The organism is bacterium (genome assembly GCA_023150945.1).
Lineage (GTDB): Bacteria > Zhuqueibacterota > Zhuqueibacteria > Zhuqueibacterales > Zhuqueibacteraceae > Coneutiohabitans.
In genome coordinates this window covers 553,693-573,354 of record JAKLJX010000001.1, presented here as the reverse complement: position 1 = coordinate 573,354, position 19,662 = coordinate 553,693, and the positions used below count along the sequence as shown (strand labels likewise).

Sequence of the window (19,662 nt, the reverse complement as noted above, 5' to 3'; positions counted from 1 at the left end):
GTTGCAGGTGCCTCTCGGCAAGACAAATCCCAAGGAGCTGATGCCATGAAGTATTTCTTTGTTCACTCACTTGGCCGCTGGATTACGTTGATTTTGCTGCTGGCGCTGCCGGTGCTGGCCGCAGAAAATCAGGAATTGGAGCGGGCCAAAGCCCATTTTCGCGCCGGCCGCATCGAAGAGGCCATCAACCTGCTGGAGACGCTGATCTCGACTTCCACCCTCTCCACCGCCGATCGCGTCGAGGCTTGGGAGTTCCTGGCCTTCTGCAACGTGGCCAAACAAAACGAAGCGCGCGTGCAAACCAGCTTCGCCGAAATTCTCAAGCTCGACGCGGCCTACGAACCGCGCGATTCCTATTTGAGCCATCCGGCAGTCATGCGGAGCTGGCTGACTGCGCGCAAGCAGGTGCTGGGCAATTATTGGCAAATGACCGAAGCCGGCATCAAAACCGTCGCGGTTTTGGATTTCGACAACAACTCGATCAGCGACGCCGACAAGGCGGCCAATCTCGGCAAGGGGCTGGCGGACATTCTGATCACCGATCTGTCGGCGCTCACCAAACTCAAAGTGGTGGAACGCGAGCGCATTCAGTTCATTCTCGAGGAAATTCAGCGCAGCGAGGCCACGGTGCAGGGCCAGCCGCTGGTCAATCCCGATTTCGCCGTGCGCGTCGGCAAGCTGCTGGGCGCGCAGTCGGTGTTGATCGGCAGCTTCATGAAGCTCGAGAAGAAGCTGCGCATCGACGTGCGGCTGGTGAAAACCGAGACCAGTGAAATCATCAAGACCGATTTCGTCGAAGGCTCGCCGGACGAGGTGCTGAATCTTGCCAAGAAACTCGCGCTCAAAGTCAGCGAGAATCTCGACGTGGCCGTGAACAAAGTCGAAGAAGAGAATCTCGAGCGGCTGCGCCACAAGGAGATTCCGCTGGAAGCGGCGATGGCCTATTCCGAGGCGCTCAACATGCTGGATCAAGCGCGCTACCAGGAGGCGCAGGCCATGCTCAACAAGGTGCTGAAGCTGGCGCCCTCCTTCAAGATGGCGAAAGATAAACTGAGCCTGTTGCAGACCTTTCAAAAGAGCTAGGCGGAGCGAGAGCATTGAAGAATTTCCCGGGCAGGCTTGGCGGGCCGGCCATGCTGCTGGTGCTGGCGACAGGGCTGCAGATCGGCTGCGGCGAAGCGCATTTGCGCAGAGGCCGGGCGGCACTCAACCGCGGCGAATTCGAACGCGCGGCGCAGGAATTCCTGACCGCCGCGCAAAACAGCCCGCGCGACGCCGTGCGTTTTCGTGAATTGGGCGTAGCCTATTTTCACCTGCGTGATCTTGAGCACGCACTCGCGGCGCTGGAACGCGCCCGCCGGCTGCAACCCGATGACGGCCGCACGCTCTTTTTCCTGGGCTACGTGCACGAGCAACAGGGCAAGTATGCCGAGGCGCTGGCGGCCTATGGCGCCTATCGGCCGCGGCCGCTGTTCGATCCCCTCGCCCGGCAATTGCAGGCGCGCATGAGCCGGATTTCCCTGCAACTCGCGGAGCAGGAGATTCAACGGGCGCTGCACGACGAACAGTCGCGCGCGCTGGCGCGGCCGGCGACCAACACCGTGGCCGTGCTTTATTTCCGCAATGTTTCGGAACGCGCCGAGTGGAACCCGCTGCTCAAAGGCCTGGCGGCCGTGCTCACCACGGATTTGGGCAAGGTCAACAAGCTGCGCCTGGTCGAACGCACCAAGCTGGAAGTGCTGCTCAATGAAATTTCCGCCTCGCCGGCGCAGTTGTATGACGGCTTCACGGCGCCGCGCGCCGGCCGCATTCTGGGCGCGGAGCGCGTGGTCATCGGCGGCGCCACGGCGCTGGGCACGTCCAGTCTGCAGTTGGATGCCGGCATCATTCAATCTTCCACCAGTGAGTTGGTGGCCAAAACCGTGCGCGTCAGCGGCCGCCTGAGCGACATTCTGCAGCTCGAAAAGCAGCTCGCCTTCGCGCTGATTCAGCAGCTCGGCATCAAACTGAGCGTGAGCGAGCGCGAGGCCATTCAGGTCCTGCCCACTGAAAGCACACTGGCCTTCGTGGCCTTCTGCCGCGGCCTGGATTTCGCCGACAGCCTGAAGATTCCCCAAGCGCAAGCCGCCTTCACGGAAGCGCTGCGACTGGATCCCGGTTTTCACGCTGCCCGGCAGCAGTTGGAGGTGATCGCGACGCCGGTGGCGAGTGAAGCGCAGTTGCTGGCGCTTGCGCAGCTCGATCCCGCGGCAGCGCGTCAGCAGCGCCATTTGGAGGCCACCACCGAAACGCTGCAAGGTCCGCCGGTGTTCATCGCGCCATTGATTCCACCGGCCAGCACCGGCCGGATTGTGGTGAGCGGAAAAATTCCAAACTAAAGACCGGTACCCGGGCTGAACCTGGCATGAAAGCAACGCACCGACAAATTCACCTCTTTCCCCGCGCTGCAGGGATGTTGCTGCTGCTCGCCGCCGGCCTGCACGGCCAGCCGCGCTTCGAATATTCCGCTGAGCTTTTTTCATTCACCCAAAGCGCTTCCTTCCTGTCGTGGGAGCTGAAGTCTGGCGGCCAGACGCAGCGGATTCAACAAACCTATCTGCCCACCAGCCTCAGCCTTCCGGTGTTGCGGCACACGACTTTCACGCTGGGCACGGCCGGCGGCTTTTCGCGCGCCGAACTGGCCAGCACGCGCGAGTGCAACGGCTTGAGCGACGTGCGGCTGCGGCTGTCGCAAAGCTTGGGCGGCAGCCGTTGGTTTCTCGGCGCGGGCGTCAATCTGCCCGCCGGCAAGAACAAGCTGGATGACGACGAAAACGCCGTGGTCAATGCCCTCAGCGAAAACGTTCTGGGCTTCCCGCTGCAGCGCTACGGTGCTGGTTTCGATATTGAGGTGACGCTGGCGCATGCTTTGAATTTCAGCGATCAGCTCGGCCTCGGTCTGGGCGCCACCTGGGTGATGCCCGGTGCGTTCGAATTCCGCCGGGACAGCGAGATCCGCTATCAGCCGGGCCAGCGTTACCTTTTCACGATGGTGCTCAATCGCCTCGACCCGGTGCTGGCGTGGCGCGTGAGCCTGCTCGGCCAGTCCTTTGCATTCGACAAACTCGCCGGCCAGCGCTTCTTCCGCCAGGGCTGGCAATTCGAACCGGGCGCGAGCCTCGATTGGCGGTTTGCGCCGGCATGGCGCGGCCAACTCGCCCTCACGCACATTTGGAAAGACCAGAACAAAGTCCTCCCGACCGTGGCTGCCGGCCTGCCGCCCGAACACTACTACATCGACAACAGCAGTTATGCCCGGCTGGTTTTCCTGCGCGATTTCACGGCGCGCATGCAAGCCGGCGTATATTTGCACTTCAATCATTTCGGTGAAAGCGCGGTGCAGCAGCTCAACCGCGCCGGCATTGCGCGCCTGGGCCTGCGGCTCACTGCCAAGCTGTCGGAGCACTTCATGCTCGGCGCCACCGCGGACTACGCCAGCGGCAGCGCGGAGGACAACCAACGCAGGAACCTCGATCTGAACGGTTACGGTTTGGGAGCTTGGTTGAAGGCCCAGTTTTAGAGAGTTTCCGTCCGAAAATGTTTCGGCCTCGGCTAAACCGAGGTCTTGAAAACTTCGAGCCCCATGGCAGCCTCAGAGTCCTTAACGCAACGGCCACGCGGTTGCCGGAACGATTTCGCCAAAAGGCTGCAGTCTCGGACAGATGTGAAAGCGCGGCCGCTGCGAGCAAACAGCGCCCGGCAATGCTCTGCCCGCGCTGAGCGCAAGATCGTGATCTCATTCATGTACCTCAATTGCAGAGTCTGATGCGACGCACTCACCTCAAAACCTCTCCGCTGCTGGCGGCCACCCGACTGGGATTTTTGATTTGGCTCGGCGTGGCGCAGACGACATTCCCGCAAACCACGCCGCCGGATACCGCGGTGGCGCTGATAAAGATCGATGAGCAGCCGCGCAGCGATTCCGTCAGCTCGCCGGCCGTTGCCCTCGACCGGCGGGAGTATGCCACCTTTGTTTGGCAGGCGCGGGCCCAGCGCCGCGAAGCGGTTTTGCTGCGCCAATTCGACGCCATCGGCCGGCCTCTGCCCAGCGGCATCGTCCCGGTGATTTTTTCCGATGACACGCTGGCTTTCGCCGGACCCAACTTGTTCTTCACGCCCGGTGATTCGCTGTGGGTGGTGTGGGAGGAAAAATCGCGCACCAGCGCAACCAGCGAGGTGTTCGCGCAAGTCTTCAGCCGCGCTTTGAAACCGCTGAGCGACAAGTTCGCGCTGCGGGAAAACCCCCAAACTTCGGCGCTGCAGCCGCGCGTGGTGGTCGACGCCAGCGGCCGCGTGTTGGTGGCCTGGCTCGAGCCGTTTTTGCCGGCGCTGGGTCTGCCGGCGCGCGTCGCGGCAAGATACTTCAGCAGCAGCGGCATTCCTCTGAGCAACACCTTCCCGCTCTACGAAGGTCCAGCCAATCTGGCCACCGGAGAAAAACTCGATCTTGCCGTTTCCACAACCGGCCTGGTCGCGGCCACCTGGAAAGCGATCGACGGCAACCTCGAACAGATCTTTCTGTGCGTGCTCGAAGATGCCGGCAAACTGCGCACGCCCGCCACCGTGATCGCGCAGCGCAACGTCGTTCACCCGAACCTGACTTTTCTCTCCCCGCAGGAAATTCTGGTGCAGTGGAATGATGCCGCTTCCGGCGCGCGGCTGATCGCGCAGCGCTTTGATCTCGACGCCCGGCCGTTGGCTGCTTCCTTTCAAATCAATTCTGGCTCCGCCGGTGAAACCAAACCCTCACCGGCGACGGTGCTGGCCTTGAGTGATTCCACGTTTGCCTCGCTTTGGTCCGAGCTGAGCACCACTGAAAAAGAGTTCAATCTCCTCCGCAGCCAGATTTTCGACCGTTTCGGCAAGCCGATGAGCGAGGTTCGGCTGCTGGGCCGCACGCCCAACGATTCTGCGCGCATGGCGATTGAGGTGGAGGCGGCCGGCTCGGTTTACGGCAATTATGCCCTGGTCTATGACGGCAATGATCGCGATCCCAATTCCGACTTTCCGCGGGTGGCCGGCATCATCACCCAATCCGTCCTGCCGGATCTGGCCGCCGACAGTCTGCAGGTGGTGAATGTCGATCCCACGCGCGCCGACTCGGTGCTGGCGCGGTTCCTCATCAAAAATGACGGCCGCGCGCCGGCGGCAAACTCCTCCGTGGTGGCGCGCGTGCTCAGCCAACGCACGCTGCAAATCGTCGCGATCGTGCCCGTGCAAGTTCCCCTGCTGCTGCCCGGTGAAAGCCGCGCTTTTCGGGTCAATCTCGGCACGTTCGAGCCGGGCCTGTACTTCTTCGGGATGATTGTGGATCAAGCCCGGGAAATCCCCGAGCAGAACGAAGACAACAACATTCCCTCGCCGATCGGCTTCACCGTGCTGGAAGCGCCCACGCTGGCGGTGTCCAGTGCCGGCCTGCAATTCACCGCTATCGTCGATCAAACCGATCCGGTGCCGCCGCAGGTTTTCAGCATTCGCAACAGCGGCAGCGGGGTTTTGAATTGGAGCCTGGTTGCCGATCAACCCTGGCTGCGCGCCAATCCGCAAAGCGGCCTGATCACCACGCAAACCGAACAAGTGACGGTGAGTGTAAGCGTGGCAGGGCTGGCGCCCGGCACGCATCTGGCGCATCTCAACCTTGCTTCCAACGGCGGCGCGGCCACCGTGATGGTGACGCTGATCATCCGGCCGGCGGAACCCAGGCTCGCGGTCGAACCAGCCGTGTTGCGCTTTGCCGCCACCCAGGGCAGCCCGGATCCGCCCTTGCAAAACCTCACCATCAACAATGCCGGCAACACCGTGTTGCGCTGGCAGGTGACGAGTAATCAGCCCTGGCTGGCGGTATTTCCCGACACCGGCTCGACCACGCAGGAAGCCGATCAGATCGGCGTGCGCGTGACGACGGCCACGCTCACGGCCGGCACCTACGAGGGCAGCCTCAGAATAAGCTCCAACGGCGGGGAAGCGGTGGTCACGATTGCGCTGGAAGTCAGCCCGCTGCCCGCGGCCTTGCGCGCCACCCCCACCAACATGAGTTTCACCGCCACCGAGGGTTTGGTGAATCCGCCGCCGCAGCCCGTGCTCATCACCAACACCGGCGGCGGCACGTTGAACTGGAGCGTGAATGAAAACTTCATTTGGCTTTCGGCCTGGCCGGCCTCCGGCACGACCAGCAGGGAGGTGGATACCGTCTGGGTGGTGTCGAGCATCTCGATTGTGCGCGCCGGCAGTTATTCCGGGTTCTTCAGCATCGAATCGAATGGCGGCACGCAAGTGGTGACCGTGAGCTTCCTCGTCAATCCGCAACCGCCGGTGCTCGCGGTCGATCCGCCGAGTCTGTCCTTCACCGCCCTGCCGCGCGGACCCAATCCGGCGCCGCAACGAATAATCATTCGCAACGCCGGCGGCAGTTCATTGAATTGGTTCGCCACCGTGGATCAAGCCTGGCTGCAGGTTGCGCCCGCTGCCGGCGACACCCGCAGCGAGTTGGATTCGTTGACCGTTGCCGTCGATTTGACCGGCCTCCCGCCGGGCAATTACAGCGCCCTCATTCGCATTGCTTCCACCGCCGGTGATCTGCCAATCGGCGTCAGCTTGGCCGTGCAGCGCTATCCGGATCTCCAGGCGCAGGCTGTCGGTGCCGCGCTGGACAGTTGCCTGGCGGCCGCTTACAATTTCCGCACTTCGTTCGTGGTGGCCAATGCCGGCCCCGGCGCCTCCGGCCCTACGACTGCCCGCCTGCTGCTGGGCGGCGCGGTGCGCCAGCAGGTCAACGTGCCCACGCTGGAGTTGGGCGCGAACTTCAATGTCGCGTTCGCCGCGGAGCCGCTGCAGGAAGGCATCAATGATCTCCTGTTCGAGGCGGGCTCCGACACCGCGGATGGCAACACCACGAACAATCGCGTGCGGCTGCGGGAATGGGTGCCGCGCCGCGGCGATGCCAATCTCGACAGCCTGGTGGATTTGCGCGATCTCTTCTATCTCGTCGATGTCATCCTGCAGCGCCGCACCAGCGTGATCGACAAGAGCTGCTGGGCGGCCAACGCCTTTGTCGATGACCGCATCGACGTCGCGGATCTGGTCGCCATCGTCGACGTGCTCTTGAATCAAACCAGCCTGGCCGGTGTCGCGGCGGGTAAATTCGAATTGCAGGCCGAGCCGGTTGCGGCGACGATGACCCGGCTGCGTTGGCAGGCGCCGCACGCGTTGCGCGCCTGGCAGGCCAAATGGAAACTGGCGGGCCGCTCTCCCGAGCAAAGCGGCCGCAGCGTGCGCTCCGGCGCCTGGGAAGCGCGCTGGCAAATTCACAATGATGAAATGAGCTTGCTGGTGATGCCGGTGCTCAGCCAGGCCACAGCCGAACCCGGCGCAGCGGTGATCGATCTGCCGCTGGCGCTCACAGTAGAATCCGTGATTGCCGCCACCGGCTTGAGTGTCAGCGGTGAGATGCTTGCGCTCGACGCGCAGTTGAGCGGCGGTAGCACAGAGTTGCCGCAAGTGTTCGCGCTGTCCGCGGGCTATCCCAATCCGCTGCAGCGGCGCCGGCACCAGGCGCTGCAATGGCGCTATGACTTGCCCGCGGCAGCGCTGGTCGAGGCCAAAATCTACAATCTGCTCGGCCAGGAGGTGTGGCGATTCGCGCCCGGCGTGCAGCCGGCCGGCCGCTATTCCCTACGCTGGGAGGGCCGCAATGCCAAGGGCCTGCCCGTCGCCAATGGCGCTTACTTTTTGGAATTGCTTGCAGGCGCCGAACGCAAGCTCACCCGCTTCGTCGTGCAGTAGAAGATTGGGCAAAGCCCGCAGCGAGAGGCACAATTGAAGAATCCGAGGCCGCCGCGCCGGCAGTGGCTTCTGAGAAGTTTGCTTTCGTGGAAGGACGCAACGTTTCGAGTCAAATGAAATTCGCACTCAAAATCCTTGGCGCTGCCGCGGCGGCGCTGACGCTGTCAGCCTGCTCTTCGTCATCGCCCACCGCTTCAACTCCGGCCACCCTGGCGCTGCAACTCGAGTTCGTGCGGGGAACGCTGCACCCAGCCGCGGAGGGTGTTCGCCGGCTGAAACCTCGGGCGGCGCAGCAGATCAATCGCATCGAGATTTACGTTCTGTTCGCGGCCGACACGCTGGCGCGCGCCACCGCCCGCATTGCGCCCGGTGATTCGATTTTCAACGTCGGTTTGGAAGTGACGCCCGGCGAGGAACGTCGCCTGGTGGTGGAAGCCTGGTCGGATGATGTCGAAGTGGAGAGCGTGCTGGAGTACCGCGGCGTGCAAGCCGGCCTGCAAATCGCTGCCGGCGCAGAACAGCAGGTGACCGTGACCTTGTTCCCGGTGCCGATTCCCGGGCGTCGCGTGGTGATGATCGCCGGCAGCGGATCCGGCGCGCCTGGTTCGCCCCGCAATCCGGTGCCGATCTTTCTGATCAGTGCCGATGCCTTGCGCGGCCTCCAGCTTGATGTCCATGCCCATGTCAGCGGGAACCCCGCGCGCCTCGGCCTGCAGCCGCGCGGTTTGGTGAAAGACAGCAACCTGCCGCTGCAGAATCTTGACAGCAACCTCATCGACACGGCCGGCATGCCCACGCTGCGCATCGTCATGTTCGATGACACCGGCCGCAGCCTGCCGCCGCTGCTGGAACCGCTGCGATTGTTTGATGTCGATTTTCAAATCGAGACGGGAATCACGCCCGGCACCCTCTACCGCCTGTGGTTGTCGGATTTCGTGGTGCGCGATCACAACAACAGCAGTTTGGAAGTGTTGAGCGTGGAGGGGGAGTTTCTCGTGCAATAGTGCGCCGTCCATTCCCTTCCGCGGCATCGGCCTGCGTACCGGATTTCCCCCCTTCAACATAGATGCAAAAAGCCGGAGTGGCATTGCCGCCACGCCGGCTTTTTGTTTTTGTCTTCTGATTCAATCCACCTGCCGCCGATGATTTTTACCGCGCGACGGTCGCTCCCTTCAGGCGCGGCCGTATTGCATGGTCATGGCCTTGAACCGTGCGCGGATTTCCGCGGTCAGCATGTCGGCGGTAAAGCGCCACTCCCAATTGGCCTCGGTGGTGCCGGGCAGATTCATCCGGCCTTCGGAGCTCAGGCTGAGCAAATCCTGCAGCGGAATGATGGCGGCGCGGCAGGCTGATTTCATCGCCACTTCGATCAATTCCCAGTTGATCTGACTGTCGTCATTCTGCAAAAACTTCCTGACGGTGACACGTTCCGCTTCGAATTCCTCCGGCTGGCGGCCGCCGGGATTCTGAAACCAGCCCAGCGTGGTGTCGTTGTCATGCGTGCCGGTGTAGATGACGGCGTTCTCGGGAAAGCCGTCGATCAGGCCGCGCACCACTCGTTCATCATGCCCAAAGGCGAACTGCAACACCTTCATGCCGGGAAAACCGAACTGATCGCGCAGCGTTTCCACTTCCGGGGTGATGACGCCCAAATCCTCCGCAATGAGGGGCAGTTGGCCGAGCGCCGCGAGCACGGCCTCAAAAAAGCGCGCGCCCGGGCCTTCCACCCACGTGCCGTTGATCGCGGTCTTCTCACCCGCGGGAATTTCCCAGTGCTTCTCAAAGCCGCGAAAGTGATCCAGGCGGATGTAATCCACAAGCTGCAGCGTGGCGCGAAAGCGCTCGATCCACCAGGCAAAGCCGGTTTCCGCCATGCGCTCCCAGCGATAAATCGGATTGCCCCACAACTGGCCGGTGGCGCTGAAATAATCCGGCGGCACGCCCGCGACCACGGTGGGCTGGCCCTGCTCGTCGAGGTGAAACAACTCCGGATGCGACCAGACCTCGGCGCTGTCATGCGCGACAAAGATGGGAATGTCGCCGATGATCTGGAGGCCGCGCGCGCGCGCATACGCCTTCAACTCCGCCCACTGCTTGAAGAATTGGAATTGAAAAAACTTTTGGCAATAGATTTCACCGGCCAGCTCGCGGCGCCAATGCTGCAGCGCTTTGCGCTGCCGGCGGATCAAGTCGGCCGGCCAAGTGGTCCACGGTCGCAGCGCGTGCACTTCCTTGAGCGCCATGAATAGCGCATACTCTTCCAGCCAGGCGCGCTGGCTTGCGCAGAATTCTTCGAAAGCTTTCTTTTCGAAGGTGGCGGCCTGCGCTTGAAAGTTCGCGGCGGCCTCACGCAGCAACGGCAGCCGGTGCTGAATCACCCGGCCATAATCAACGCGCGCGGCAGGAAAGACCGGCGCTTCCGCGAGACGTGCCGGCGGCAGCCAGTTTTCTTCAACCAGCTTTTCCAGACTGATCAGGAGCGGATTGCCGGCAAAGGCCGAGAAGGATTGATAAGGTGAATTCGCGTAACCGGTGGGGCCCAGGGGCAGCACCTGCCACAACTGTTGCGACATTTCTGCCAATGCGTCGACGAAAGCATATGCCGCGGCACCGAGATCGCCGAGGCCCAAACGGCCGGGCAGCGAAGTCGGATGCAGCAGTACACCGCTGGATCGGGAAAAAATCACGTGGTCAGCCCAAATATTTGATGGATAGATAATTGATGGTGAGATGAACGGTATTGTCGATGACGATGAGTAAAATCGTGCTGATTTCCGGCGGCGGCGGCGGCAGCGGGTTCTGCCCGCGCCACGACCACTGCTTGATACGCATGATGTACGACGCCAGCCGGTAGCGGTCGATCACCACGTGGGTGGCAAAGATGACGAGCAGCGCCCAACTGAAGCCGGTGATGAGGGTGAACGGCAGGGAATACACCAGCGCATGCACGATGGCGGCAGAGAGACTGGAGATCTTGGTGCGCGCCATCCAGTCGGTCTGCAGTACGTAATCCCCCATCAAATGGCAAATGAGTTGATCCATTCAGCGCGCCTCATGCCGGCTTGGCGTTTCCATGGCTGCCCCGCCCTTCACTCGATCGGAACCGTGGGGGTGGTGGCCAAACTGGCCAGCAGGGTCACGAAGCTGATCACCAGGCCAACCATGAACACCAGATAGCTCATGCGAATGAAGCGATATTTGCGGTCGCCCAGCACCTTGCCGAGATTGTAGAGATCGCGCGCCAGGGAATCATAGACGCGGCTGCGATCGTTGATCACTTTTTGCATTTCCTGCGCGAAAACCGGATACTCCAACTGGCTGAAATATCCGAAAAAGATGATATTAAATCCCGCGCTGTGGGGATCCGGCTTCGCCACGCGCGGGGGCAGATTGGGCAGAGTGGCATAAACCGCCAGCAAAATCGTGGCCACGCAGGTCAACCCCATGCAGACGATGGTCGGCTGCAGAGTGGGATCGTTGAAATTCACCAGCGACAGGGAAAGAATCAAGGAGCTGACGGTAATCAACATGTTGGCCTTGTTGTCCGCCATCGCACTGAGCTGCAGATGCGTGTTGATCACGATGCGGAACATGTTGTCCATCGCGCGATCGGCGTTCTTGGCCTTGAGACGGTTCCGGTCTTTTTCTTTCTTTTTTTTCTTCGGGGTGAGATCGTTGTTCTCATCGGGAGGATCGATCATTGACCACCTTCTTTCGCATTGCCGTAGAACCCGCGCGTTCGTCTGCATCAAGCTGGAGTAAGGCGCGAAATAATGCGCAAAAAGCGCTTGAAAGGCAAGGGGATTTTTCGACGGGGCGGGTTGCGCGAGCAGGTGGGGGAGATAATGTGGCACCGGAGCCGGCGGGCTTCCCTGCCTTCAGCTCCGGTGCGGCCAAGCGCTTTGCTTCCCTGCAAAGTCAAGAAAGGCAGCCAACCAGAAAAACACTGCACCGCGTAATGCCGCTCAGGCGCTCGGCCGGATGCGCTTCTCCGCAATCAATGTGCGCCGAGGTGAACGCTGCGAGCGCGTGAGCATGCGCTGCTCGATTTGCTGCAGCGCTTTGAGCAGGTGGTCACGCTGTGCCCGCAACGCAGCCAGTTCGCGCTGCGTTTGCAACAGCCTGGCCAGCAGCTCCTCGCGCGTCGCCTTGTCCGGCCGCGGCGCGCGCGCACTCTGTTTGCCCGGCTGCGGGAACATGCGGCGGGCAGTTAGAGCGGGCCGGGTCTTTTTTTCGACAGTTTGCCCCTGAACGCAAACCGGCGACAGGCTTGCGCCCGCCAGCAGGAAACCGCTCAAGAGCCATACCATGCCACTGGTGAAACGACCCTCTTTCCCGTGTTTCATGGTTCCATCCGTTGATGAGTGAGAGATCCCTTCTTGACTCTGACTGGTCGGGCGGCAACGGCAAATCACATTCTGTTTGGTTGGGCTGGCATCACCTCCGCAAAAGATTTTGGACCGGCTGTTTTAGGCTGAAACACTCTTTCAAAGGCCATGCCAGGCGCGGCATACGCCGCCGGCGTCGTGGTATCTGAGTTCCCGCACTCACACTTATCTCTGCCGGCGCTTGGTACGATCACCGCGATCACCTGCGCTTGCTGTCGCGGCATTGTGACAGACAAACGGACAGAGGCGAAAATGGCTGAACCTGTGCTGTGATTCATCGCGACAAATGTCGCAAGCAGCGAACGTCAAGGCAAGCTGACAACCGCGCAGAGGCTGCGCTTGCAATTGTGCAGCGGGTTGATTAGTTTGGCGCTGCGTTGATCCACCTCCGGCAAAGACTTCGTGTGAAATCTCTCGGCATCGCGAGGCAGAATACGATAATGAACAGATACGGCCGTTTCCTTCTGGCCTGTAGCTGCGCTCTGCTGCTGGTCTCCTGCACTGGCCAATCGCCCACGGCAGCCGCCAGCCGGGTGGTGGCAGGCGTCGATTTCACGGCGCTGTTTGCGCCGCCGAGCCAAGGTGAGATTGAGACGGTGTTGCGTGACTGGGAAAGCCGGAAAGCGCCGGCGCAAGATTTTGTGGAAGTGGCGAAGGCCACGACTTATCTCGGCACGGGAACGGCAACGGTACGAGTGGTCTCGCACACAGTGGATGGGCTGAAGCATTACGGCTTGATCATCGTTCCCAATGGCGCGGCCGGCCACAGCCTGCCGGTGTTGGTGTACACGCACGGCGGAGAAGGCGGCATCAGTGTGCCGGAGGTGCTTTACATCGCAACCGTCATGAATGGCACCAATGCCGGCCGGTTTGTTTATGTCGCGCCCTCGTTTCGTTCCGAGCCGGTGGACTTCTACTCGCGGGAATATGTTTCGGCGGGGCCGCCCAGTCCGTGGGATCGTGACGTCGATGATGCCCTGGCCTTGCTCGAGGCCGCGCTGGCCAACACGCCCGCCGCTGATCCCAACCGCCTGGGCGTGTTGGGTGTCAGCCGCGGCGCCTGCGTGGCGATGTTGATGGCAATTCGCGATCCTCGTCTGCAGCTCGTGGTGGAGTTTTTTGGGCCTACGGACTTTCTCGGCCAATTCGTGCAACAGGTGGCGGAAGAGGCGTTGCTGGGCAATCCCAGAGATCTGCCCGGTCTGGACTATTTCAATGAGACGCTGTTGTTGCCGCTGCAAGCCGGCACGCTGACGCTGGCCGAGGCTCGACTGGAATTGCTGCGCCGCTCGCCCGTCTATTTTGCCCGGCGGCTGCCGCCGTTGCAGTTGCATCACGGCACTGAGGACACCGTTGTGCCGGTGAGTGAGGGCGAGCGCCTGCGCGAGGTGTTGCAGGGCTTGGCGCGGCCGGCCGCTGATTTTGACTTCAACTTCTATCCCGGCGGCCAGCATCATCCCGCCACGTTGCCGGGCAGCCCGGAGCGCACGCAGACTTTCCTGGCGCGGCTGCTGGCGGGCGGAGTGTAGAAGTGCGGTGCGCCGGGCCGGTGCCTTGTGGCTTCGCCTGGCATGAGTGATTCATTCGGGAATGGATGGGAGCCTGGTGGCCTCCGCGGTCTTCAAAACCGTTGCTTCGGCGCTCGCGCGCCGAAGGGTGAGTTCGATTCTCACACGTTCCCGCCAAATACAAAACGGCCTGGAGTGTTCTCCAGGCCGTTTTGTTTTCAGACCATGGCGCGGCGCAGCTTGCGCTTCAAGGTTTTGATGCGGCTGCGCACCGCGGCGAGCTGCTTGCTGTCGTGCGTGGCCAGCGCTTGTTCCCGCTCCTGCTTCAAGGCCTTGATCCTGGACTTGATGGCGGTTTTGTCGATGCCGACGACTTCGTGATGTTCACGAATGTCGAGCGCCGTGCACAACGCCTTGAGTAAATGCTCCTTGTTCAACTGCGTGTAGCCCTGCACCGCTTCGTGTTGCATGTCCTTGGCGAGGTCGCGCAGCTCGGCCAGGGTTTTGTGCTTCAGCTCTTTGTAGGTGTAAGTCATGAGGCATCATCCTCCAGGATTTTGGGGATTCTGTTGCCGGCGCAACCGGCAGGCACGTGTGACGATTTCTGCAATGGTTATGCGATTGGCTTGCCTAACTCAGAATGGAACGCCAGCCTGTTTCGCACGGAAAAATAGGCGGGCATGCGCAAAAATCAAGAGGATTCTGTTCTGCCGGCCACAACGCCGGCATCAGATTCGCCCCAAAATCTTGTCCAGGACCCAGCTTGTCGAGGCCGCCGACTTGCCCTCCGAGGGCGCTTCGGTGCCGTAGCAGAGATGATTCACCACCATTTGAATGAACGGCTGCTGCACGTGCTCGGGCGCTTGAAACGGGTAGGTCTCCCAGCCCGCGCTGCGCGTGGTGATGGTGTAAGGCCGCTCGGCAAATACGCTGAACTCCGCCTCGCCGCGCTCGCCGGTGATCAACACCCAGTCCTCCGGCTTCTCCGCGGCAAAATCCCACAACAAATCACCGGTAATGTCATTGCCGATCTTGACCAGCGCTGCAACGCTTTTCTCGACATCGAACGGCCCCAAGCCCGGCTCAACCTGCGCTGAGATGATTTGCCACGGCGCATCTTCAAACAAAAATTGCAAAATGTTGATGGCATGGCTGCCGAGATCGAGCAGCAAGCCGCCGCCGGCAATTTCGGGATTGAAACGCCAGGGCACGGCCTGCGGATCAATGGGCGTAAAGCGCCGGCGATAGCGCAACTGCACCCGTTTGATGGCGCCCAACCGGCCGCGGCTCACCACACTGCGCAAATGCTGAAACTTCTGAAAGGCGCGGCGATAATAGGCCACGAACAGCGGCACGCCCGCGGCTTCGAACGCCTGCAGCATTTGCAGGCATTCGCCATAGTTGCGCGCCATCGGCTTTTCCACGATGGTGGGTTTGCCGGCGGCCGCGGCCAGGCGGGCATAGTGGCAGTGCATATGCGGCGGCGTGGCGATGGTGATCGCCTCGACCGCGGGATGATTGATCAACTCCTCCGCGGAGGTGGTCCACAGCTTGATGCCGTGGCGCCGCGCATAGTCCTGGCATTTGGCGGCATCACGCCGCATCACCATCACCAGGTCGCTGTGCATCGCCTTGCGGTAAGCCGGGCCACTTTTTTTTTCCGTGACGTCGCCGCAGCCGATCAAACCCCAGCGCACGAGTTTGCGGCTGTTCAGCTCGCGGCGCAGCGAGTAACAAGTGATGGTGCCGACCCCACGCACCTCGACGTCGTGATGCGCTGCAAACAATCGCTGCCGCGGCCAGGGCAGCTCGTTGTAGAAGCTTTCACCGATGACGATCGGCGAATCCAGCATCTTGCTCAGCGCCTCCAGCCGCGAGGCGAGATTCACCGGCTGGCCCAGCACCGTGAACTGGCGCTTGCGCTCGTTGCCGACGTTGCCGCAAAACACCGTGCCGTAGTTCAAGCCCGTGCCGATTTTGATGGGCTGGCCGCCGAAGGAGTATTTCTGCGCCACTTCGTGCATTTCCAGCGCGCAATCGAGCGCCTTGATCGCTGCGCCTTCGTGCGGCGGTTCGAAGCCCCACACCGCCATGACGTTGTCGCCGATGAACTTGTCGATCATGCCGCCGTGGCTGTGAATCACTTCGATCATGGCATTGAGATAGCGGCTCAGCTCATTGACAATGGCCTCCGGCGCCGCCTCCAGCGAAAGCGAAGTGTAGGAGCGCATGTCACAAAACAGAATCGCGCAATCGATGTAACGCGGCGCGCCGTATTCCTCCAGGCCTTTGGCGAGCAAATCATCGAGCACGCGCGGATGCACGTGGCTGCGAAAAGCGGCAAACATGTTTTCCTCGGCGGCAAAGCGAATGGCTTGCTCCTGCGTGGCTTCACGCAATTTTCCAGACAGGCTTTTGATGATGTTGAGGGTGAAGTGATAGTCGTGCAACAGTTCGCGCGCCAAGCCGGCGGGAATCAACAGGGCGTCCACTTCGTCGTGGGCAACGGCGTCCGCGCTGTAGGGCGCTTGATCGATCACGCCCTGCTCGCCGATCATCTCACCAGGGCCGCGCCGCACCAGGAAGGTCTGCCCGCGCATGATGTTGACCTGGCCGCGCAGGATCAACACGAGATTTTCCGCCGGCGCGCCTTCTTGAAGGAGGGTTTCGCCCTTGCCGAACGAGCGGAACATGGCGGCGGTGATTTGTCTGGTGAGATGAGAAGGGACGTCTTGAAAAATACTTTGTCGCAACAGCGCTTGCAGCAGCGCGTCTTTGCGATCAGCCTGATCGAGTGTGAGGGTCTTCATGATGGTGATGAAACTCGCGCTTGCAGAATATTCTTTCAGCTTCGATTATGGTTTCTCAGCTTGAATGAAGGGTGGCAGAATATGCGCAATTCCTATGATTGATGCAAAAGATTTTGCTTTTTAGATTGTCAAAGAGTACCTTCGTGCAGGTTTCGAATACATATGTGCAAGCTGCACGATTAAAATCAAAGGTGGCCATATGCAAACCATGTCAATGTCATCGGATTTTGATCTTACTGCCTTTGCCGAAAAAGCGGAGCGGATTTATGCCGAGCGGTATAAGGCAGACTTTGAGAAGCTTTATCATGGAAAAATAGTAGCAATTGAGCCTGAAAGCGGCGAGTGCTTCCTCGGCGACTCTAAAATGGCCGCTGCGATATCGGCAAAAAAACGTTTTCCGGGCGGCGTTTTTCACTTTATTCGAGTTGGTCACCAGGCGATGTATAAGCGCAGATGACATATGCACGGTTTGATCGATAAGGACTTGGTGCCCAAAATCCAAGACGTTTACGTTGTTGGACGTAAAAACTGGATTCCGCTTGTGGCCGTTTTAGATACGGGATTCAATGATGAATTTTGTCTGCCGCGTAAATATTTTGATGAATGCGATTTGAAATTCGTCGGCACTGATAAGTATGTTCTTGCGAATGGGGCCAGCGTGACGGAGGCGATTTATCTCGGTACGATCATCATTGACAACACCCCTCTCACTGTTTTGATCAGTCTTACAGATGATCATGAAGCGTTGATCGGCACGCGATTGCTGGACGGCAAAATCATCACATTGAATTTTAAAACTTACGAAGTCATCGTGGAAGAATGAAATTTTAAGTTTGAATAACATCCCAGCCCTTTACTGCGCAATCGCACAGGAGAACATTCATGTCCTTTATGAACGGCAACAACGGAAGCTTGGCGCGCACCCCGCGACCCAAAATCTGGGCCGACGTTCCCAACGAAAAATGGGACGACTGGCGCTGGCAACTCAGCAACCGCTTGAACTCGGTGGCCGAGCTTTCCCAGGTCATCAATCTCACTGAAAGCGAGAAAAAAGCGCTATCCGCAGAGAACCTCTTCCGCGTGGACATTACGCCATTCTTCGCCTGCCTGATCGAACCGGACAGCCGTGACTGCGCTATCCGGCGGCAGGTGATTCCCACCGCAGAAGAGCTGGTGCCGTTCACCTCGATGATGGAAGACTCGCTGGCCGAAGACCGGCATTCGCCCGTGCCGGGATTGGTGCACCGCTATCCCGATCGCGTGTTGATGCTGGTCACCACGCAATGCGCGAGCTACTGCCGCTATTGCACCCGCAGCCGCATCGTCGGCGATCCCAGCGCGCAATTCAACCGCAAAGAATACGATCTGCAGCTCGAATACCTGCGCAACACCCCGCAAGTGCGCGACGTGCTGCTCTCCGGCGGCGACCCGCTCATCCTGCCGCCCAAGATGCTGGACTATCTGCTGTCGCAGTTGCGCGCCATTCCGCACATCGAAATCATCCGCATCGGCACGCGCGTTCCCATCTTTCTGCCCCAGCGCGTCGACGACGAGCTGTGCGAAATGCTGGCGAAATACCATCCGCTGTGGATGAATCTCCACTTCAACCATCACAAGGAAATCACGCCGGAAGTCGCGCGCGCCTGCGACCTGCTCGCGCGCGCCGGCATTCCGCTCGGCAATCAAAGCGTGCTGCTCGCAGGGGTGAATGACTCGGTGCATCTGCAACGCAAGCTGGTGCACGAGCTGGTGAAAATCCGCGTGCGGCCCTACTATCTTTATCAATGTGATTTGGTGGAGGGCGCGGGCCATCTGCGCACCTCGGTGGCCAAGGGCATCGAGATCATCGAAGGCTTGCGCGGCCACACCTCCGGCTATGCCATTCCCACCTACGTCATCGACGCGCCGGGCGGTGGCGGCAAAATTCCGGTGATGCCCAATTATCTCATTTCGCAAGGCTCACACCGGGTCGTGCTGCGCAACTTCGAGGGCTTGATCACGGTCTATTCCGAACCTGATGCTTACGACGCGAATCTCATCAAACCGCTGGAGCAGCAAGTCGAGCGCCGGCCCGAGCCTGGCCAGGAAGGCGTGCTGGGATTGTTGGAAGGCCGTGAACTCCTTATCGAGCCCAAGGATTTCGAAAAGACTCATGCCCGCGGCGGCGCCAAGCATCGCCTGCGCAGCGAAGACGAAACGAAATGGCGGCCGTTCGGCATCGGCACAGAGACCCACCCCGTCATTCAGCTTGCTCGACCGGAAGAAACCGCCAAAACCGAGTAGAACCGCAATCCCGCCTCCCACCCTGCCGCTGTGGCACGCGGCAGGGTGTTTGACGAGGCACAACCCGCGCGCGGTTGGACTGGGCCCCAAAGCGTTCAAGAAATGCTCACACTCCTGCTTCGCACCCGCCTGCGCTACTACCGCAATTATCTGCGCCATCACTTCGACCGGCGCTTTCTCAGCGAAATCATTCTCATTCTGCTGTTCCTGTTCTATCTGGTGGCGCGCTCGCCGGCCGATATGGGCTATCCTTTGCCGGCATTTTCCTCGCCGGATTTCCTGCCGCATTGGACTGCGCTTTGGGTGAATTTGCTGCCGCTGTTCTATCTGGTTGCGGAAGGATTGGCGTGGTTCACGCTGCGGCCGAGCAGCGAATGGCCCTTGCTCGGCAGCCTGCCGGTCGCGGCCGCGACCATGGTGCGCTATCATCTCCTGCGCCATGCCGGCAAAAATCTTTTATGGTTAATACTACAACGTTAAGTCGGCTTTGCTCGTTTTTGTTTTCGTCGGTGTTTTCGATGTGAGCGATAGGCCGCGTAATTTTGCTTTTGCGTTCTTTGAATTTCTTCAAGCACCATCTGGGCCTCGAACTTGCGTTTCGGCAATACCACTTGCAGCAAGTGCCGGGCTTGGGATACCGTCAACGCCGGCGCTTCATCACCCATCTCGACGCGCATTCGCACCAGGAAGTGATGCGACAACATCGTCATGGTCAGATGATGATGCCAGCCGCGCCAGTTGCGCACTTCATAGTGATCCATGCCGAGTTCGCCCTTGCATTCTTCAATGGTCGACTCAATCGGCCAGCGCCAAGCGGTCAGCGTGGCGAGTTTATCCCTGGCGGTTTTCTGT

The 19,662-nt window shown here is 60.5% G+C and carries 17 protein-coding genes and 1 tRNA gene; 11 read left to right on the top strand and 7 right to left on the bottom strand.

Going from position 1 to position 19,662, the window contains the following annotated elements:
* Positions 1-45: 45 nt before the first annotated feature.
* From L6R21_02205 to L6R21_02185, 5 genes are all read left to right on the top strand, one after another.
* Positions 46-1,083 (top strand): hypothetical protein, encoded by a 1,038-nt coding sequence (locus tag L6R21_02205; GenBank protein MCK6557985.1) that lies wholly within the window; start codon positions 46-48, stop codon positions 1,081-1,083.
* A gap of 14 nt (positions 1,084-1,097) precedes the next feature.
* The gene (locus tag L6R21_02200) at positions 1,098-2,378 is read left to right on the top strand and encodes a tetratricopeptide repeat protein (protein ID MCK6557984.1); all 1,281 of its coding nucleotides are present in this window, start codon (positions 1,098-1,100) and stop codon (positions 2,376-2,378) included.
* A 26-nt stretch (positions 2,379-2,404) separates the two neighbouring features.
* Positions 2,405-3,559 carry a hypothetical protein gene (locus L6R21_02195; protein ID MCK6557983.1) on the top strand — a complete coding sequence of 385 codons (1,155 nt, stop codon included), beginning with the start codon at positions 2,405-2,407 and terminating at the stop codon, positions 3,557-3,559.
* A gap of 245 nt (positions 3,560-3,804) precedes the next feature.
* Entirely contained in the window at positions 3,805-7,821 is a 4,017-nt protein-coding gene (locus tag L6R21_02190; GenBank protein ID MCK6557982.1) for a hypothetical protein, read from the top strand.
* A 113-nt stretch (positions 7,822-7,934) separates the two neighbouring features.
* A complete protein-coding gene (locus tag L6R21_02185; protein ID MCK6557981.1) occupies positions 7,935-8,825 on the top strand; it encodes a hypothetical protein in 891 nt (296 codons plus the stop codon).
* Positions 8,826-8,993: 168 nt separating this feature from the next.
* Here L6R21_02185 and malQ read toward each other — a convergent pair whose 3' ends face one another.
* The 4 genes from malQ to L6R21_02165 form a co-directional block, all read right to left on the bottom strand.
* Positions 8,994-10,508: a 4-alpha-glucanotransferase gene (gene malQ / locus L6R21_02180; protein MCK6557980.1), complete on the bottom strand. Its 1,515-nt coding sequence runs from the start codon at positions 10,506-10,508 to the stop codon at positions 8,994-8,996.
* A 4-nt stretch (positions 10,509-10,512) separates the two neighbouring features.
* Positions 10,513-10,863 (bottom strand): DUF3307 domain-containing protein, encoded by a 351-nt coding sequence (locus L6R21_02175; GenBank protein MCK6557979.1) that lies wholly within the window; start codon positions 10,861-10,863, stop codon positions 10,513-10,515.
* 47 nt (positions 10,864-10,910) lie between these two features.
* Complete coding sequence (locus L6R21_02170; GenBank protein MCK6557978.1) at positions 10,911-11,522, bottom strand: DUF5706 domain-containing protein; 612 nt, start codon at positions 11,520-11,522, stop codon at positions 10,911-10,913.
* Positions 11,523-11,786: 264 nt separating this feature from the next.
* A complete protein-coding gene (locus L6R21_02165) occupies positions 11,787-12,167 on the bottom strand; it encodes a hypothetical protein (GenBank protein ID MCK6557977.1) in 381 nt (126 codons plus the stop codon).
* 482 nt (positions 12,168-12,649) lie between these two features.
* Here L6R21_02165 and L6R21_02160 point away from each other — a divergent pair, with 482 nt between their 5' ends.
* Both L6R21_02160 and L6R21_02155 read left to right on the top strand, forming a co-directional pair.
* Positions 12,650-13,738 (top strand): prolyl oligopeptidase family serine peptidase, encoded by a 1,089-nt coding sequence (locus L6R21_02160; protein ID MCK6557976.1) that lies wholly within the window; start codon positions 12,650-12,652, stop codon positions 13,736-13,738.
* A 57-nt stretch (positions 13,739-13,795) separates the two neighbouring features.
* Positions 13,796-13,894 (top strand) — tRNA-Sec (locus tag L6R21_02155).
* Between the two features lie 41 nt (positions 13,895-13,935).
* Here L6R21_02155 and L6R21_02150 read toward each other — a convergent pair.
* Positions 13,936-14,253 (bottom strand): hypothetical protein, encoded by a 318-nt coding sequence (locus tag L6R21_02150; GenBank protein ID MCK6557975.1) that lies wholly within the window; start codon positions 14,251-14,253, stop codon positions 13,936-13,938.
* Positions 14,254-14,445: 192 nt separating this feature from the next.
* Positions 14,446-16,527: a Gfo/Idh/MocA family oxidoreductase gene (locus L6R21_02145; GenBank protein ID MCK6557974.1), complete on the bottom strand. Its 2,082-nt coding sequence runs from the start codon at positions 16,525-16,527 to the stop codon at positions 14,446-14,448.
* A gap of 199 nt (positions 16,528-16,726) precedes the next feature.
* On the opposite strand from L6R21_02145, the gene L6R21_02140 reads away from it, so the two are divergent.
* The 4 genes from L6R21_02140 (at position 16,727) to L6R21_02125 (ending at position 19,290) form a co-directional block, all read left to right on the top strand.
* A complete protein-coding gene (locus L6R21_02140) occupies positions 16,727-16,984 on the top strand; it encodes a hypothetical protein (protein MCK6557973.1) in 258 nt (85 codons plus the stop codon).
* Positions 16,985-16,987: 3 nt separating this feature from the next.
* Entirely contained in the window at positions 16,988-17,350 is a 363-nt protein-coding gene (locus tag L6R21_02135) for a hypothetical protein (GenBank protein MCK6557972.1), read from the top strand.
* A gap of 68 nt (positions 17,351-17,418) precedes the next feature.
* Positions 17,419-18,810, top strand: a complete 1,392-nt coding sequence (ablA, locus tag L6R21_02130) for a lysine 2,3-aminomutase (GenBank protein ID MCK6557971.1) — start codon at positions 17,419-17,421, stop codon at positions 18,808-18,810.
* Positions 18,811-18,912: 102 nt separating this feature from the next.
* Positions 18,913-19,290, top strand: a complete 378-nt coding sequence (locus tag L6R21_02125; GenBank protein ID MCK6557970.1) for a hypothetical protein — start codon at positions 18,913-18,915, stop codon at positions 19,288-19,290.
* Here the strand turns inward: L6R21_02125 and L6R21_02120 are convergent.
* Positions 19,287-19,662, bottom strand: a 376-nt coding sequence (locus tag L6R21_02120) for a hypothetical protein (GenBank protein MCK6557969.1), incomplete at its 5' end; no start/stop codon positions are given. The two genes, L6R21_02125 and L6R21_02120, sit on opposite strands and share 4 nt — an antisense overlap.